This is a genomic window from Mesorhizobium sp. ESP7-2 (assembly GCF_020164715.1).
In the GTDB taxonomy this organism is placed as follows: domain Bacteria; phylum Pseudomonadota; class Alphaproteobacteria; order Rhizobiales; family Rhizobiaceae; genus Mesorhizobium.
On record NZ_JAIUGQ010000069.1, the window covers coordinates 1 to 16,641 of the forward strand.

Sequence of the window (16,641 nt, forward strand, 5' to 3'; positions counted from 1 at the left end):
CTCCGAATCATGGGACCCCCATGGAATCAGATCAGCCGCAATCCCCAAAGCGCGTTAACCCGAGTTCGCAGCCCTGGGCCAGCGAACGGGTCGATTGCGGCGGCGCAAAATTGATGCTAGCGGACACTCCGCATGTTCGACTTTGCTTTGATCCGGTTTGACCGACGACGAAAGGGCGCCCGCGCTTGATGAAGCGCTGACTGGCGAATGCTGCCGTTTGCAGCAACCTTTCCTCCTCTACCGGAACGCGACGACCATGAGCCTTGCCGACGTGAAGTATCTGCCGGAAACCCCGGCGCACGATCCTGAAATCGAAGCCATCAACGACGAAGCCTTCGGGCCTGGCCGTTTCGTGCTGGCCGCCTACAAGATCCGCGAGGCCGGCGGTCACGAGCGCGCCCTGTCCTTTGTCGCGGTCGACGGCGACCTCGTCGTCGCCTCGGTGCGCATGACGCGCATAGCGGCCGGTGCCGGCCGGGCGCTGATGCTCGGGCCGCTCGCGGTACGGCCGGCCTTCAAGAATCTCGGCATCGGCCGCCGGCTGGTGGCAATCGCGCTGGAGGCGGCCGCCAAGGCCGGTGCACCCGCCGTGATGCTGGTCGGCGACGAGCCTTATTACGGGCCGCTCGGATTCAAGCGCATTCCGCGCGGCCAGATTTCGATGCCGCGGCCTGTCGACCTCGACCGCCTTTTGTCGCATGAGATCATGCCGGGCGCGGTTGCCAGGCTTTCGGGCGAGGTCGGTCACGCCAGCAAAGCCAGGATTGCCGAGCACGCCTAGCGATGGCTTGACCTGGCCCGTCGATCCGGGCCTGATCCGTCCTTGTTTTCATAGGAAAGCCCATTCTCACTGGAGGGATGACGCGATGAACCCCAATGGCCAGATCGCGATCGTGACCGGCGGCGGCTCCGGCCTTGGCGAGGCAACAGCGCGCGCGCTTGCCGCCAAGGGAGCCCGCGTCGCCATCCTCGACGTCGGCTTGGAGCGCGCGGCCAAGGTTGCGGCCGAGATCGGCGGCATCGCCGTCCAGTGTGACGTCGCGAGTGCCGACAGTGGCGCCGCCGCCCTCGCCGATGTCGCCGCCAAGCTGGGCGAGCCGCGCATCCTGGTCAATTGCGCCGGCATCGCCATTGGCATGAAGACGATCGGCAAGGACGGACCCCATCCGCTCGACCAATATCGCAAGGTGATCGAAGTCAATCTGATCGGCACCTTCAACATGATTCGCCTCGTCGCCGACCGCGCCGCCAAACTCGAGCCGCTGCAGGGCGGTGAGCGCGGCGTCATCGTCAACACCGCCTCGGTCGCCGCCTATGACGGCCAGATCGGCCAGGCGGCCTATTCCGCCTCCAAGGGCGGCGTGGTCGGCATGACGCTGCCGGTGGCGCGTGATCTTGCCCGTTCCGGCATCCGGGTCTGCACCATCGCGCCCGGCATCTTCAAGACGCCGATGATGGCCGGCATGCCGCAGGACGTGCAAGATTCGCTGGGCGCCGCCGTGCCCTTCCCGCCGCGCCTCGGCGAACCGTCCGAATATGCCGCGCTTGCCCTGCACATCATCGAAAATCAGATGCTGAACGGCGAGACCATCCGCCTGGACGGCGCCATCCGCATGGCGCCGAAATAGGGCTAGCCGAACTGTTGTCGGAGGGACCGGATCCGGCCGGCAGCACCGATAAGCGGGACAAATTGTGGCGAGCGTTTTGATGCAGCAAAATCAAGATAGGGATGTAATCCGCGAGACCGACGCCGAGGCGATCCGGTTGGCGAAAACGCTTCTGCGCAGTGCCCGCTTCGGCGCCCTGGCGGTGCTGGAACCACAGACCGGATCGCCACTGGCGAGCCGGGTCGGCGTCGCCACCGACATCGACGGCGCGCCGCTTATCCTGGTATCGATGCTTGCGGCGCACACATCAGCCCTGCTTGCCGATCCGCGCTGTTCCCTGTTGCTTGGCGAGCCCGGCAAAGGCGATCCGCTGGCGCATCCGAGGCTGACGCTGATCTGCCAGGCATCACGGCTGGAGCGCGGCTCGCAGGCGCATGCCCGCGCCGAGCGCCGCTATCTCAACCGCAATCCCAAGGCGGGCCTCTATGCCGGGCTCGGCGACTTTTCGATCTTTCGCCTGGAGCCGCAACGCGCCAGCCTCAACGGCGGCTTCGGCAAGGCCTATCTGCTCGAACGGTCCGACCTCCTCACCATTGGGCCCATCATCGAGGAACTCGCCGGAAGCGAACAATCGGCCATTGAGCACATGAATGCGGACCATCTCGAGGCGATCGCCGTCTATGCCCGTCATTTCGCCAAGGCATCCGGCGATGGCTGGACCATTGCCGGTTTGGACGCCGATGGCATGGATCTGGTGTCGGGGGACAATGTTTGCCGGGTGTTCTTCCCGCAACCATTGATAAATGTATCGGAATTGCGTCCCGTTCTGGTTGTCATGGCCAGGGCCGGCAGGGCCGCATCGGAGGCATAAGACGCGACTAAATTGCATTTGATCAAAAGCAACCCTTGAGATTTGAAAGAAATGTTCTAGGCTTTGGTTCTGGCGCTGACTCGTCGGCGTCCTTCGCAAGTGAATTTATGGATTCAGGCACCATTGCCCCCATGGCGCCTCGATGAGCAAACAGCATGGGGCATCAATGGTCTCGACAAAGCTAATCGCCAACGCCGAATCGGCTGCCGAATTTCTGATGCTGATGGGCAACGAAAAACGGCTGTTGATCATGAGCTATCTGATCGACGGTGAAATGTCGGTCGGCGCCATCGCCGACAAGGTGATGCTCAGCCAATCCGCTCTCTCGCAGCACTTGGCCAAGTTGCGCGCGCTCGACCTCGTGGACACCCGCCGCGATCGTCAGATGATCTACTATTCCTGCAAATCCGATGCGGTGCGCGAACTGCTCGCCATGCTGGATGGCATTTTCGGCAGCGGCAAGGAGGATCTGTCGCAGATGGCGCAGAGGTTGCGCCGCGCCGGGACTTGACCGGACGCTGCCGCGGCCGTTTACCTCGCTGACAATTTGCGGAGCGTGGCTCGTGTGTCTTTCCCGGTACACGCGCCACGTTCTTTATTGTTGAGCGGGACATGGACCCAATTCGTATCGACGATCCGCGCGACCCACGTGTCGCTGCCTATCTCGATATCCGCGAGCGCGATCTGGCGGGCCGGCAAGGCCGCTTCGTCGCCGAAGGCAAGGTGGTGCTCGACCTGCTTTTGTCGTCGCGCCGCTTCAGCGCCGAATCCATCCTGATCCTGGAAAATCGGCTTGGCGGCCTGGAGGGCATGCTGCGCAAGGCACAAGCGGACCTGCCGGTCTACATCGTCGCCAGTGCGGTGATGGACGCGATTGCCGGATTCCATATGCATCGCGGCATCCTGGCCATCGGCCGCAAGGAGACGCCGCACCCGGCCGGATCATTGCTGGATGCCTTGCCCGCTCAAGCCCTGGTCGTCGTGCTTGTCGGCATCGCCAACCATGACAATATGGGTTCGATCTTCCGCAACGCCGCCGCTTTCGGCGCCGATGCGGTGCTGATGGATGCGACATGCTGCGATCCGCTGTATCGCAAGGCGATCCGGGTTTCGGTCGGCGCCGCGCTCAAGATCCCTTTCGCGTCCTTCACCGACGCGGCGGACTTCACGGCGGACCTCGATCGGCGGGGCTATGACCAGTTCGCACTGTCACCGCGCGGCCGGATCGACATACGCGACGCACGGCGCGGCGAGCGCCTGGCGCTCTACCTCGGCACCGAGGGCGCAGGCCTGCCCGAGAGCCTGCTTTCCCGATTGCAAACGGTGCGGATCACCATGTCGAAAGGTTTCGACAGCTTGAACGTCGCTGCCGCCTCGGCCATTGCCCTGCATCATTTCTCGCGCGGACTTTGATGTGAGTCAGGACGCGACGAAAGCGGCCAGCCCGCACCCGTCAGTTGGCTTCCGCCTTCTGCAAGGCGCGCACACGGTCGGCCAGGCTGCGGTCGTTGCCGGCGGAGCGGTTGTCCTGCGGCGCCGCCAGCGCCTTGGCGATTGGTGAATCGGGACCCTCGAGCTTGGCCGTCAGATGGACGACCTCCGCCGCCAGTTCGTTCATCTGCTCACGCAGCGCGGCGCCATTGCCATTCGCCAAACCCGACGATGCCACGGCGCCGAGATCCGCCTTAAGCCGCTTGTTCTCGCGCGCCAGCGCCGTCAGCCTGGCCTCCAGCCGTTCGCGGTCGCCGTCGAGCTTGGCAATCGCCCGGTCCATGTCGTCGCGCTTACCGGCCTCGTCATGCCGGCCGGCTTCATCGGGCTTGCCGACCAGCCGCAAGGCCGATGCGCCGTCCTCGGCTTTCGCTTTTTCCCGCAACCGTACCAACTCCTTTTCGCGCCGATCAAGCTTGTCCTCACGGTCGGCGAGCGTTGCCAGCAGCCGCTCGACCTTCTTGTCGAGTTCGGCGGCTCTTTTCTTCTCGGCCTTCAGGCCATCACGCGCGGCCTTGCTTTCGGCCGCGATCTCCTGGCTGCGCCGATCCGCTTCCTTGCGCTGACCGCGCAGCAGCGAGATGTCGCTGGCGAGCTTCTGCAATTCGGATTCGCGGGCCACGAGTTCGATCTGGCGGCTGCTGGAGGCAAAACTGGCGTCGTCATACATGTGCTCCAGCTTCTCCAGTTCGAGCGCCCGCCTTTCCAGTTTTCGCTCGGTTTCCTTGAGCCGCTCCGAAAGCTGATGCAGTTCCTCTTCGCGCTGGCGTAGCGCTTCGCTCTTGGCGCCGAGTTCGGCGAGCGCGTGATCCTTGCCCGCGCGCTCGACCGCCAGCCCCTTCAGCGCCTCGCGGCCGCGATTGATTTCGACGAGTTGTTCGGCCACCTTCTCGCGCAACGTCTTGACGTTGATTTCAAGGCGCCGCGTCGACATGGCGTACTCGGCCCGGATCCGGTCCTTGTCGGCCTGGATTTCAGCTCGCGTCAGCGGGATGGAGGCTTCGATGCGCCTGCGGGTCAGGGCGACGGCACGCCGCCAGACGGCCGGAGCCACCATCAGCGCCAGAAAGCCGGCACAGAGAAAGCCGAGGGCAAAGAACAGGACCGACTGAACCAAAGGACTACCCGTTATCGACGACAACTTGGAAGGCTGGACTGTGCCATGTTGGCATGGCGGAAATCCGGCACCGCGGCAAGGGCTTGCCGCGGGTCATTCGGGTCGTGGCTCGGGAATCCGGTCGAACGGTCCGCGATTCCATCATATCGGACAGATCAGAACGGATTCCAGGTCGCTCGCTCGGTCAGTTTCAGGTAGCCGAGATTGACGCCGAGCCGGGCGCCGACGCCGGTACGGATCGGCACCAGCAGCACATTGTTGTTCTTCAGAACGTTGAAGCCGATACCCGCCACCACATAGGCCGAACCGGCGACGCCGCCATAGCGATTGTAGAGGTTGCCGACATCGTCGAGATTGTAGACCAGCATCATCACGCGTGACCCCTCGCCGCCGAAATCCCAGCCCAGCGACGGGCCTTGCCAGAACACTTTGTGATCGCCGGCATTCTTGGTGTAGAGCGTGCCTTCGCCATAGGTCAGGCCGCCGATCAGCGCACCGGATCCCTCCTCGCCGAGCAGATAGCCATTGGGCAGACCGTAGGAGGCGAATATCTTCTCCACGACGGTGGCCAATCCGCCCGATGTCGCGCCGAAGAACTTGTGGCCGGAATCGACAATCTCCTGAGCGGTGTACTCCTGGGCCCGCAAGGGCGATGTCGTGAAAACGAGAACGCCCATGAGCGTGATCGCCATTGAGAGGACACGGAGAAAACTCCGGTCATAGAATCGGGAAAACATGCTTCCAATCTCCGTCATGAAGCACTTTCGCCGACGCCTCGCATCCGTACGGCTCTTTAGGCGGCCGTTAAGGATGACTGTTAGGGGCAAACTATGCCGTAATCCTTTTTCAACCATTAAACTCCCACATGAAGATGGCGGTTCGAAGGCTGTTTGGCCGCTTGAGGGGACACGCAGCCTGCGTGAATGCGCCATATGCCATGACGACAATTTGGATTTGTTGCTGCACGCGCGGGCGCTGTGTATTCAGAAAGCCTTGGGTTGAAGCGTGATTCGTGTGGGCAGGCGCGAAGATCGATCGCTTGGCCACGAACTGGAAGATTTTGCAGGGATTTCGCCGATGGCCGATCTGTTCACCCTTTCCGCTCCCGACCTGGCGGCGCTTTTGTGCAGCCGCGTCTGCCACGACATCATCTCGCCGGTCGGCGCGATCAACAACGGGCTTGAACTGCTCGACGAAGGCGGCGCCGACGAAGACGCCATGCGGCTCATCCGCCAGAGTGCAAGGAACGCCTCGGCCCGCTTGCAGTTCGCCCGGATCGCCTTCGGCGCCGCCGGCTCGGCCGGCATGATGATCGACACCGGAGATGCCGAGGCCGTCGCCATCGCCTTCCTCAAGAACGAAAAGCCGGAGTTGGTCTGGAACGGAATCCGCGCGCTGCTGCCCAAGAACAAGGTCAAGCTGCTGCTCAACCTGCTCCTGGTCGCCAATGCCGCCATTCCGCGCGGCGGCAAACTGGTCGTGACGCTCGAAAATCTCGAAACCGAGCCGCGCTTTTCGCTTTCGGCAAGCGGGCCGATGCTGCGTGTGCCGCCGAAATTCCTCGAACTGCATTCCGGTCACAAGCCGGAAGAGCCGATCGACGCGCATTCGGTGCAACCCTACTATACGCTGCTGCTGGCCCGCGAGGCCAACATGACGATTTCGATCCATGCGACGGCTGAAGAAATCGTCCTTTCAGCGGCCTGAAACCGGCGCCCGGTGGCGCGCGACCGAACAAAGTATTTCAGTCTGAAATATTTCATTGACGCCCCAGATAGGCGCGATGATCTTTGCCCGCCGAAGCATCCGCAAGGAAAAGGCCTTCGAACGACATCTTTGCAAAAATTTTACCTAACGGCTTTTCGGCTTCTTTACCAGATCGGTCTAGGCTACGCCGCAGATGCCCCGAACGACCCGGCTGTCCAAGGGCAGAGAGGAACCGGAAATGAAACGCTGCATGTTCGTCGACGATTCTAGCGTCATCAGGAAGGTGGCAAAACGCATCCTGGGCGGTTCCGACATGATGGTCATCGAGGCAGCCAGCGGGCTTGACGCACTGGAGATGTGCGCCGCCGACATGCCCGACATCATCGTCGTCGACGGCGCTCTGCCGGACGTGCAGGCGGTCGACCTCATCCGGCGCGTCTGTGCCATGGAAAGCCCGATCAGGCCGCAGATTTTGATCTCGCTGGTCGAGCTCGATATCGCATCGATCATGCGGGCAAAGCGCGCCGGCGCCCAGGGCTATCTGTTGAAGCCCTTCAATCGCCCGCAACTGCTCGAGCGCTTTCGCGCCTTGAAGATCGCTGCCTGAACGCTGTTCCAGGAGACCCGCGCGGCGGTCCGCCGTCTCGCAGTGCGCAAAATAATTATCGGCTCACATGCAAAAACCCGGCCATGGCCGGGTTTTTGAGAAAAGCTCCGCCCACTGCGCTCAGGCGCTGACGCGGATGTCTTCCGGCTCGCGCAGCACATAGCCGCGGCCCCAGACGGTCTCGATATAGTTCTGGCCACCGGACGCGGCGTCGAGCTTCTTGCGCAGCTTGCAGATGAAGACGTCGATGATCTTCAGTTCCGGCTCGTCCATGCCGCCATAGAGGTGGTTGAGGAACATTTCCTTGGTCAGCGTGGTGCCCTTGCGCAGCGAGAGCAGCTCCAGCATCTGGTATTCCTTGCCGGTGAGGTGCACGCGCTGGCCACCGACCTCGACGGTCTTGGCGTCGAGGTTGACCACCAGGTCGCCCGTGGTGATGACCGACTGGGCGTGGCCCTTGGAGCGGCGCACGATGGCATGAATGCGCGCCACCAGCTCGTCCTTGTGGAACGGCTTGGTCATGTAGTCGTCCGCGCCGAAGCCGAGGCCGCGTACCTTGTCCTCGATGCCGGCCATTCCGGAGAGGATGAGGATGGGCGTCTTTACCTTGGACAGGCGAAGCGTTCTCAAGACCTCGTAACCGGACATGTCGGGCAGGTTGAGATCGAGAAGGATGATGTCGTAGTCGTAGAGCTTGCCCAGATCGACACCCTCTTCGCCGAGGTCCGTCGTATAGACATTGAAACTTTCCGATTTCAGCATCAACTCGATGCTCTGTGCGGTTGCACTGTCATCTTCTATCAGCAGAACACGCATTTCATTCCCCTTTTCTGCCGCCGGACCATTTCACGACCCGTCCTGCCCCGGAGCAGTGGTTGCCTTGTAGAGAGGCTGCCATCGAATGGTTAACAAAACCTAATTTCCCGTCCAATACGGTACCAGATTTTTTAACCCCTTTCTACACCCTCTTGAATCTAATAACGAATCACAGACCAAATTTCCTAATGCGACACATTAATAACCTGGACTAAGTGACTCCAGGGACTCATCGACGCGGCTTCGCTTCGGCGGCCGGAATTTTTACCCGGCCTTAAGCCCTGACACGTATGATTAACAATGCCCGTAAACGAATGGTTACCATCGGCAAAAAACTTTAGGGTTTTGTTTCCCATAGTGCGGGGAAAGCCGGTGGACACGGGCAGCGCTTGGGCCTTTCCAAGTGGTTTGGACGATATGTGCGGGTGTGCGTTTCCGGGAGTACCGAATCATGAAGTCACGTGAAAACCTCGTTCGGCTGAAACAGTTTCAGGTGAATGAGAAGCGTCGCCAGATGCTGCAGCTCGACATGATGATCGCCGAGTTCGAGCGCATGGCCGTCGAACTGGAGCTTCAGATCACCGCCGAGGAAAAGAAAGCCGGCATCACAGATATCAATCATTTCGCCTATCCGACCTTCGCCAAGGCGGCGCGCCTGCGCCGTGACAATCTAAGGAACTCGCAAGGCGACCTCGCCCTGCAGCGAAGCGCCGCCGAATCATTACTCGGTGAAGCTGAAGCGGAGCTTTCCAAGGCGGAGATGTTGGAATCGCGCGATACCAAGATTCGCGAGGCCGAAACCGGTGGCCGCAGCGCCATGATCGGCTGAAGCGGACATCCGCGCCATTCGGCGCGCACACAAGCGCGCCACCCTGTCGCGCGACAGCCTGCACCCGGCGCCGGCGGGCCGCCGCGAATGCGCTGATGGCATGCAAGGCCTAGGCCGCCCAGTCCCCCTCATTTCCGGCAATCGCCCTTGCCCGGGCATCCTTGATATCGGGCGCATGCTGCTCCGCCCATGATCTGATCTGGGCAAGCAGTCCCGCCAGGTTCTGACCGAGTTCGGTCAATTCATATTCGACGCGTGGCGGAATGACCGGATAGACCTCTCGCCGCACCAAGCCATCGCGCTCGAGCACACGCAAGGTCTGGGTCAGCATCTTGGGCGTGACGCCTTCGAGCTTGCGGGCAAGCGCACCATTGCGCTGCCGGCCTTTGCGCAGCGCGCAGACCACCAGATAGACCCATTTACTGGCCAGCATCTCCAAAACGGTGTGCGACGGACATGTCCGCCGGAACGCGTCGTAGCCGAAGGGGGAATCGCAATCACTATCCATGAGGTGCCTATATATCAAAAAGGTGCATACTGGACAATAGGCCCTTACTCTCCAAATGATAGTGGCGTTAGTCAAGCAGGAGAGATTTTATGCGTGCCGTAACCCAGAATTCCGTTGGCGGGCCCGACGTTCTTGTCACCGCCGAATTGCCCGATCCCACGCCGAAGGCCGGCGAGGTGCTGGTCCGCGTCAAGGCGGCCGGCATCAATCCGGTCGATGGCGCTGTGCGCGCCGGCCACTATCCGCTGCTCGGCGAGCCACCCTTCATCCTTGGCTGGGATATTTCGGGGACGGTCGAGGCGCTGGGCGCCGGCGTCACCGGCTTCAAGGTCGGCGACGAGGTGTTCGGCATGCCGCGCTTCCCTAAGCAGGTCGCGGCCTACGCCGAACTGGCGGCCGTGCCGGCCGATGAGATCGCGCTGAAGCCGAAGCGGGCGGACCATATCCAGGCCGGCGCATTGCCGCTGGCCGGTCTCACCGCCTGGCAAGGCCTTGTCCGCCATGGCGGACTGAAACCAGGCCAGCGCGTGCTGGTGCACGCCGGAGCTGGCGGCGTTGGCCATCTGGCCGTGCAGATCGTCAAGGCGCGTGGTGCTTACGTCGTCGCCACGGCCAGCCCGGGCAAGCTCGACTTCGTACGCAAGCTCGGCGCCGATGAGGTGATCGACTATACCAAGGGTGATTTCACCAGCCAGATCAGCAATATCGACCTGGTGCTGGAGCCGGTGGGCGGCGACCATGCCGATCGCTCGCTGAAAGTGCTTAAGCCCGGCGGCGTGCTCGTGTCATTGCTCAATGTCAACGACGCCACGCGCGCCGACGCCAGTTCGCGCGATATCAGGGTCGAGCGCATGTCGGTCGTGCCGGACCGCGAGGGCCTGCTTGAGCTGGCCGGTTTGATCGAGGCGCAAAAGCTTGCCGTTCACGTGGCCAGGACTTTTCCGCTCGACCAGGCGGGAGCCGCCCACGCCTTTCTCGCCACAAGGCCGATCGGCAAGGTAGCGCTGACGATCTGAGCGGCGACACCGTCGCTCCGAAAGAAAAAGGGCGCGGCATGCCGCGCCCTTTGCTCGTGATGTGACCGGCCTAGTGCCGGTATTGCTGGATGCGCGTGGTGCGCAGCCCGGCAAGGCCGTATTCGTCGATCGACGCTTGCCAGGACAGGAATTCCTCCGTGGTCAGCTTGTAGCGCTGGCATGCCTCTTCAAGGCTCAAAAGTCCGCCGCGCACCGCTGCAACCACTTCCGCCTTGCGCCGGATAACCCAGCGACGGGTGTTCGTCGGCGGCAGATCGGCAATCGTGAGAGGGCTGCCGTCGGGCCCGATAACATACTTCACTCTAGGTCTAACCAGATCGGTCATCGTACTCTCTACAAAAAACTCAAAGACCCAATCCCCGCCACGTTACCGCCACAGCTTTAAAAATTGCCTAAGCAGACCCTAATGACTAGGTAAGGATCGTGAACGCCGCGTTAGTCTTTTGGCGGGCATTTGAAATATCCGGCTGGAAGCCCTGTTTCAGCCGGGAGAAATGTACCCATTCACCACGTCGCCACGCCGTGGGTCGCCGTGCAAGCTGGCGCCGCATGAAAGCTTGACCTATATTCTCGACATTGGCATTTGAGCTGCCGCAGAATGAAAGCACCATGAACAGTCTCGACCTTCCCAGACGTCCCGAAGAGACCCGCATCGTCGTCGCCATGTCCGGCGGCGTCGATTCATCCGTGGTCGCCGGCCTGTTGAAGCGCGAGGGCTACGATGTCGTCGGCGTCACCTTGCAGCTCTACGATCATGGTGCGGCAACGCATCGGGCCGGATCATGCTGCGCCGGCCAGGACATCGACGATGCCCGCCGCGTCTCCGAGACGCTGGGCATTCCCCATTATGTGCTCGATTATGAGGAGCGGTTCCGCAAGGCGGTCATCGATCCCTTCGCCGAAAGCTATGTCGCCGGCGAGACGCCCATTCCTTGCGTCTCTTGCAATCAGACGGTCAAGTTCGCCGATCTCCTGGCCACGGCCAAGGATCTCGGCGCCGACGCGCTGGCCACCGGCCACTACATCCGTTCCGGCGCCAATGGCGCCCACCGCGCGCTCTACCGGCCGGTCGACGCCGATCGCGACCAGAGCTATTTCCTGTTCGCCACCACGCAAGCGCAGATCGACTATCTGCGCTTTCCGCTCGGCGGCCTGTCGAAGCCGCAGGTTCGCGCCATCGCCGAGGAGATGGGGCTGACGGTCGCCGCCAAGCAGGACAGCCAGGACATCTGCTTCGTGCCGCAGGGCAAATATTCCGACATCATCGCCAAGCTGAAGCCGGCGGCCGCCAACCCGGGCGACATTGTCCATATCGACGGCCGCGTGCTCGGCCGCCACGAGGGCATTCTGCGTTACACGATCGGCCAGCGCCGTGGCATCGGCATCGCGTCCGGCGAGCCGCTCTATGTCGTCCATCTCGACGCCGAGCGCGCCCGTGTCGTGGTCGGCCCGCGCGAGGCGCTGGAGACGCACAAGATCTATCTGCGCGACATGAACTGGCTGGGAGACGGCGGACTCGCCGATGCTCCCGCCGGCGGCATCGAACTGTTCGCCAAGGTGCGCTCGACCAGGCCGCCACGGCCGGCCGTGCTGCGCCACGAGGCAGGCGTGACCTCGGTCGAACTGGCCGATGGTGAATCGGGCATCGCGCCCGGACAGGCCTGCGTGCTCTATTCCGACGACGGCAACGAGGCCCGCGTCTTCGGCGGCGGCTTCATCGAGCGTTCCGAGCGCGGCGCCGAAGCCGAAGCGATGCTGAGCCGGCTCGCCGCGAGGCCGGCGCAAGTTCCCGCCGACCTTTGAGACTGTTTCGAAATTCGCTCTGGCGAGTCATATGGTGGTGGTTTCGAGAACCGGAGCGCAGCGGACATTTGCGTCCGAGAGCAGCGCATGACCCCGAAAATCGAAAAGCGATTTCGGAAAGGATCATGCGCCAAATCAAGTGCTACGGCATCCCTTGCGCGTCCAGAGGACGCGCGGCGCCGTAGTAGCGCAGAAAACGCCATCAGATGGCCGCCAGAGTAGAATTTCCAAACAGTCTCAGGATTTGGTGTGGGTGACCGTGCCCGCCGTCAGGATGCGAAGCACCCTGATCGCTTCCTCGCCGCTGGTGCGTGGTTCGGCGCGCGTCTCGATGCACTGGATGAAATGCTCCAGCTCGCGCGTCAGCGGCATGCCTTGGGCAACCGCGACATAGGACGGCTCATTGGTGGTGAACGCCCACTGGCCGCTGTCCTGCCACACCGCGTGCCGGTAGACGGCAAGCTTGCGCTCCCATGGCTCGACATCGTCGAACACCGCCATCGCCTTGGTGCCGACCACCGTCAACCGCCGCTCGCGATAGGGGTTGAGCCGCGACGTGAAAAGATGGCTGCGCAGCCCGTTGGGAAAGCGCATGTGCAGATGCGCGAAATCGCTGAGATTGTCGAGGAGTGCCGCCCCCTCGCCGCGCACCTCGATCGGCTCGGTGCCGGTGATGGCCAGGATCATCGACAGATCGTGCGGCGCAAGGTCCCATAGCGCGTCGTTCTCGGTATGGAACTTGCCGAGCCCCAGCCGGTGCGAATGGATGTAGCGGACCTCGCCGAGTTCGCCCTTGTCGATCAGCCCTTTGAGCGTCTCGAAGGCGGGATGGAAGCGCAGGACATGGCCGACCATGAACACGCGGCCATTCTCCTTGGCTGCCTGCACCGAGCGCTCGGCATCCGGCACCGTCAGCGCGATCGGCTTTTCCACCAGCACGTCCTTGCCGTTCTCGACGGCGCGCACGGCAAGATCGGCATGGAACTGCGGCGGCAAGGCCATGATAATGGCGTCGATGTCATCGCGGACGAACAGCTGGTCCGGCTCGATCGCCAGGCAGTCCTGTTCGCTGGCGAAACCTTCGGCGCGGGCACGATTGGTGTCGGAAACCGCGTGCAATGCGCCGAGCGCCTTGAGGGTGCGGATGTGGTTTGAGCCCCAGTATCCGCAACCGAGGACTGCAATGCGCGGCTTCATATGTTTCAAACTCTAAAAACTCGTGGCCGAGACATAGCGACGTGCCCCGTCGAACTCAACCCCAGCGGCCGCAACCAGGCGTTCGCGCGGCAAAGCTTTTCGCCAATAGGAATATGCGCTGATATCGAATGCATCGAAGCTTGACAGGCTCGCCCTCCCAACCTTATATCCGCGCGACCTTGGCGAACGCCGCGAAATGCCTTTCGATTTGAGGCGGATTTCGGGCCTGTCGCCGCCCTGGCGGGGTAGCTCAGTTGGTTAGAGCACGGGAATCATAATCCTGGGGTCGGGGGTTCAAGTCCCTCTCCCGCTACCACTTCACACCCACTATCGTCTCTGACGGCCGCACCGTAGCGGCCGCCTAATGGGGTGGGCTTTCCAGTGTACCGGGCGGTAGGGAACGCTGCTCCGCCAATAAGGGCGGCGAGCTTGCCCTTGACCTCGATTTCGAAGCCTTTGCGTGCAGGTTTTGGGTGCACCGTAACGCTATGAACAAGCTCTCGGAAGTTTTGGATGAGTGGGCCACGGTCATCTGCAGCAGTCGCGTGGTCGGCCAACGCCTTTGAAAGGCCATCGACGGTTTTGGTATACCGCTGCAAGGTGGCTGGGTGGAGAGCCACCGCTGATGGTGGCTCATCGAGACTAAAGAGTTCCGCCTCGATCAGAGAAAGCTGTGACTTGAGTTCCGCGATCCGCTGCTTGGCATCCTCTTCAGCAATCACGCCCCTGATCACAAGGTCGATCGCCCGCTGAAGTTCGCCTTTTGCCCGATCGCGCTTGCCTTCTAGCGCTGAGCGCATCGAGTTCGACCGTGCCGCCAACTCTCGGCGCTCCTGGTTATATTTGCGGATGTATGCCTCGATCAGGTCCGGCGCTTTCAGCTGCTCGCGCATGCCATCGAGAACTGCCCTCTCGATCTCGGGCAGGTAAATAATGCGCCGATTGGAGCAACTCCCGCTTTCACGAACGGCGGAGCACCTGATACGCGTTTTGCCCGTCTTGTCACGATCGTGAACCGACATGCCCGATCCGCAGATGCCGCAGCGAAGTAGGCCGGATAACAAGTGCGCCGGGCGACGCTTGAAATGAGAGGATGCGTTCACCCTCGCGACTTTGAGTGCCTGTGCCTTTTGCCAAACGTCGTCGTCGACAATGCGAAGATGCGGAACCTCTTTCGTCTGCCAGTGGTCCTTCGGATTTGGCCTGGAGACGCGCTTGCCGGTATCGGGGTTCTTCACCATTCGGACCTTGTTCCAAATGATCCGGCCGACGTAGAGTTCGTTAAAGAGCAGACCCACCCCGCGTTGGGCATTTCCGTTGATGGTGGAGCCGTTCCAGCGTGTTCCCCGCGGCGGCGCGATGCCATCGCGGTTGAGATCACCAGCTAGGTCTCGTGGGGTTCGTCCGGCAGAGTAGGCGTCAAAAATGCGCCGGACCACTTCTGCCTCCCGTTCGATGACTTCAAGTTCGCCAGGGCGACCTAAGATAGGTCGATAGCCATACGCCCGGCCTCCGGCGTGACGTCCATCACGGACGACGCCAGCCATGCCCCTCCGCACCTTCTTGGCGCCATCCTCCCTCTGCATTTGACCGACCAGTCCACGAATACCGATAAGGACCGCATCGGCGATACCATCATGAACTGCCTGGATTTCGATACCGAGAAACGAGAGCCGCTTATGAAGACCCGCGAGATCCGCCATGTCGCGTGAAAGGCGGTCAAGCGCTTCGACGACTACCGCATCAAACTTTTTTTGGCCTGCCGCCTCCAGCAAAGTCAGGAGCCCGTCGCGACCGAATAACGACGCTCCGGAGCGCGCCTTATCCTCATAGACGGCAACGACATCGAGACCGTTGCGAGCTGCATAAGCGCGGCAAAGGGCAATTTGGTCTTCGGTGGACTTTTCGTTTTGAAGCTCGGTCGAAAAACGAGCGTAGATCGCGGCTCGCGTCATATCTTGGGAGCCTTCTGGGCGTGATCCGATTCAATTGCGGAACTTCGGTCAATCGAAGAGCCGATAGCGACGAGATGATCGCGCCTGGCATCAGCGATGGCAAGCGCTTCGACGAACTCAAGCATAGCTTTGCGAAGCTCTTCCGGCGCTACCGCAGCGGCGGCTTCGTTGAGGGAAGAACCATTGCCTGTGTCTGGTGCCGGCTTCACGAGAGCTAGCATCGCGATGACCCGCGACGAGCAAAGAGACGCGTCCCATCAATCGTGCAATTGGCACGCCGCAGCGTATAAATCGGACAAGGGTCAACTGAACGAGGTTGGACGGCGATTTGTTTTCGCCACTGTTTATATCACGAAGCTCGTTGCGGGGCGTCGCCAAGCTTTCCAACCTGCTCCTATCGGCACCATTCTCCAAGGGAGAGGTGCACCTGGGCTGGGGGCCCGCGCCTACGACGGCAACGCAAAGTTCACGAGACAGGCGCATTCCGCTGGGGACCCTCGTCCGAAAGCGCCGTCACAAACTTGGTGGCTTCGTTCCAATATCTCGCCACGTCAGCACGGGTAATGGCGCGTTCCGGTCGACTGAGATATAGATTCCCTGTGATTGCCTTCAAGTCCTTTAGGACGGAAGCGATATGCGGCCATGGGAAATCGGTGGGATCACCGATATCCCTGTCGGCGCCGGCAATCATTTCCAACTTAGCAAGAATGCCGAGGAGCGATGAGGACCGGAGGTCGGGCATTTCGTCCTGAAGTTTGAGCGCCTCGGTCATGGCAAGAACTTCGGCTTCGCAAGCTATGGCGTATCGAGAGGCTGCGTCGGACGTCGCTGCTGATCTTCGACGCGGCGCGGACGTGCCTGCAGTCAATACCTGAATTCCGTTATCGACCATCATTCGCGCCTCCAATCGCTGCTGCACCCGACATAGCATCAGCGACACATATCGAGCCTGTTTCCACTCGGCCCAGAGGGCAAGAACGAGATCGAGAGAGCGGTCGCTTTCGATCGTGTCCCGCAGCGTGGTGTAGCTGGCGGCATTGGTCGCCGTGCTCTCCGGCATGGGCCGGGCTGATCAGCGCGCCACGGCTGGCAGGCT

At 61.7% G+C, this 16,641-nt stretch carries 19 protein-coding genes and 1 tRNA gene; 12 read left to right on the forward strand and 8 right to left on the reverse strand.

The genetic code is table 11. From position 1 onward, the window contains the following. The first annotated feature begins 256 nt into the window (after positions 1-256). The 5 genes from LB543_RS32435 to LB543_RS32455 all read left to right on the forward strand — a co-directional run bounded on the left by LB543_RS32435 (position 257) and on the right by LB543_RS32455 (position 3,891). Complete coding sequence (locus LB543_RS32435; RefSeq protein WP_224617217.1) at positions 257-781, forward strand: GNAT family N-acetyltransferase; 525 nt, start codon at positions 257-259, stop codon at positions 779-781. Positions 782-866: 85 nt separating this feature from the next. Then, positions 867-1,628 (forward strand): 3-hydroxyacyl-CoA dehydrogenase, encoded by a 762-nt coding sequence (locus LB543_RS32440; RefSeq protein WP_224617218.1) that lies wholly within the window; start codon positions 867-869, stop codon positions 1,626-1,628. A gap of 79 nt (positions 1,629-1,707) precedes the next feature. Further along, positions 1,708-2,478, forward strand: a complete 771-nt coding sequence (locus LB543_RS32445; protein ID WP_224617219.1) for a HugZ family protein — start codon at positions 1,708-1,710, stop codon at positions 2,476-2,478. Between the two features lie 166 nt (positions 2,479-2,644). Then, positions 2,645-2,989, forward strand: a complete 345-nt coding sequence (locus LB543_RS32450; RefSeq protein WP_140758545.1) for an ArsR/SmtB family transcription factor — start codon at positions 2,645-2,647, stop codon at positions 2,987-2,989. A gap of 101 nt (positions 2,990-3,090) precedes the next feature. Then, complete coding sequence (locus LB543_RS32455; protein WP_224617220.1) at positions 3,091-3,891, forward strand: TrmH family RNA methyltransferase; 801 nt, start codon at positions 3,091-3,093, stop codon at positions 3,889-3,891. A gap of 40 nt (positions 3,892-3,931) precedes the next feature. Here the strand turns inward: LB543_RS32455 and LB543_RS32460 are convergent, their stop codons facing one another. Both LB543_RS32460 and LB543_RS32465 read right to left on the reverse strand, forming a co-directional pair. Beyond that, on the reverse strand, positions 3,932-5,086 hold the full coding sequence (locus LB543_RS32460) for a hypothetical protein (protein ID WP_224617221.1): 1,155 nt from the start codon (positions 5,084-5,086) through the stop codon (positions 3,932-3,934). Positions 5,087-5,241: 155 nt separating this feature from the next. Continuing rightward, the gene (locus LB543_RS32465; RefSeq protein ID WP_373424628.1) at positions 5,242-5,763 is read right to left on the reverse strand and encodes a DUF1134 domain-containing protein; all 522 of its coding nucleotides are present in this window, start codon (positions 5,761-5,763) and stop codon (positions 5,242-5,244) included. 400 nt (positions 5,764-6,163) lie between these two features. Here LB543_RS32465 and chpT point away from each other — a divergent pair, with 400 nt between their 5' ends. Beyond that, positions 6,164-6,793, forward strand: a complete 630-nt coding sequence (gene chpT, locus LB543_RS32470) for a histidine phosphotransferase ChpT (protein ID WP_140758549.1) — start codon at positions 6,164-6,166, stop codon at positions 6,791-6,793. Between the two features lie 238 nt (positions 6,794-7,031). After that, on the forward strand, positions 7,032-7,400 hold the full coding sequence (locus tag LB543_RS32475; RefSeq protein ID WP_140758550.1) for a PleD family two-component system response regulator: 369 nt from the start codon (positions 7,032-7,034) through the stop codon (positions 7,398-7,400). Positions 7,401-7,520: 120 nt separating this feature from the next. On the opposite strand, the gene ctrA is transcribed toward LB543_RS32475, so the two are convergent. Beyond that, positions 7,521-8,216 (reverse strand): response regulator transcription factor CtrA, encoded by a 696-nt coding sequence (ctrA, locus tag LB543_RS32480; RefSeq protein ID WP_006203583.1) that lies wholly within the window; start codon positions 8,214-8,216, stop codon positions 7,521-7,523. A gap of 451 nt (positions 8,217-8,667) precedes the next feature. Here ctrA and LB543_RS32485 point away from each other — a divergent pair, with 451 nt between their 5' ends. Continuing rightward, positions 8,668-9,045 (forward strand): flagellar export protein FliJ, encoded by a 378-nt coding sequence (locus LB543_RS32485; protein ID WP_140758551.1) that lies wholly within the window; start codon positions 8,668-8,670, stop codon positions 9,043-9,045. Positions 9,046-9,154: 109 nt separating this feature from the next. Here LB543_RS32485 and LB543_RS32490 read toward each other — a convergent pair whose 3' ends face one another. Beyond that, a complete protein-coding gene (locus LB543_RS32490) occupies positions 9,155-9,553 on the reverse strand; it encodes a winged helix-turn-helix transcriptional regulator (protein ID WP_140813604.1) in 399 nt (132 codons plus the stop codon). Positions 9,554-9,642: 89 nt separating this feature from the next. Between LB543_RS32490 and LB543_RS32495 the strand changes: the two genes are divergently transcribed. Continuing rightward, on the forward strand, positions 9,643-10,569 hold the full coding sequence (locus LB543_RS32495) for an NADP-dependent oxidoreductase (protein ID WP_224617223.1): 927 nt from the start codon (positions 9,643-9,645) through the stop codon (positions 10,567-10,569). 70 nt (positions 10,570-10,639) lie between these two features. Here the strand turns inward: LB543_RS32495 and LB543_RS32500 are convergent, their stop codons facing one another. Beyond that, positions 10,640-10,915 (reverse strand): DUF1153 domain-containing protein, encoded by a 276-nt coding sequence (locus LB543_RS32500; RefSeq protein WP_006203587.1) that lies wholly within the window; start codon positions 10,913-10,915, stop codon positions 10,640-10,642. 284 nt (positions 10,916-11,199) lie between these two features. On the opposite strand from LB543_RS32500, the gene mnmA reads away from it, so the two are divergent. Further along, positions 11,200-12,393, forward strand: coding sequence for a tRNA 2-thiouridine(34) synthase MnmA (gene mnmA / locus LB543_RS32505; protein WP_224598826.1), 1,194 nt, complete (start codon positions 11,200-11,202; stop codon positions 12,391-12,393). Between the two features lie 237 nt (positions 12,394-12,630). On the opposite strand, the gene LB543_RS32510 is transcribed toward mnmA, so the two are convergent. Continuing rightward, entirely contained in the window at positions 12,631-13,590 is a 960-nt protein-coding gene (locus tag LB543_RS32510) for a Gfo/Idh/MocA family protein (protein WP_140813607.1), read from the reverse strand. Between the two features lie 239 nt (positions 13,591-13,829). On the opposite strand from LB543_RS32510, the gene LB543_RS32515 reads away from it, so the two are divergent. After that, positions 13,830-13,906: transfer RNA gene (locus LB543_RS32515), tRNA-Met, on the forward strand. Here the strand turns inward: LB543_RS32515 and LB543_RS32520 are convergent. Then, positions 13,863-15,545, reverse strand: coding sequence for a recombinase family protein (locus LB543_RS32520; RefSeq protein WP_224617226.1), 1,683 nt, complete (start codon positions 15,543-15,545; stop codon positions 13,863-13,865). The genes LB543_RS32515 and LB543_RS32520 overlap by 44 nt on opposite strands. A 74-nt stretch (positions 15,546-15,619) precedes the next feature. Between LB543_RS32520 and LB543_RS32525 the strand changes: the two genes are divergently transcribed. After that, positions 15,620-15,763: a hypothetical protein gene (locus tag LB543_RS32525; protein ID WP_224617224.1), complete on the forward strand. Its 144-nt coding sequence runs from the start codon at positions 15,620-15,622 to the stop codon at positions 15,761-15,763. A 248-nt stretch (positions 15,764-16,011) separates the two neighbouring features. On the opposite strand, the gene LB543_RS32530 is transcribed toward LB543_RS32525, so the two are convergent. Then, entirely contained in the window at positions 16,012-16,605 is a 594-nt protein-coding gene (locus LB543_RS32530) for a hypothetical protein (protein ID WP_224617225.1), read from the reverse strand. Between the last annotated feature and the right edge of the window lie 36 nt (positions 16,606-16,641).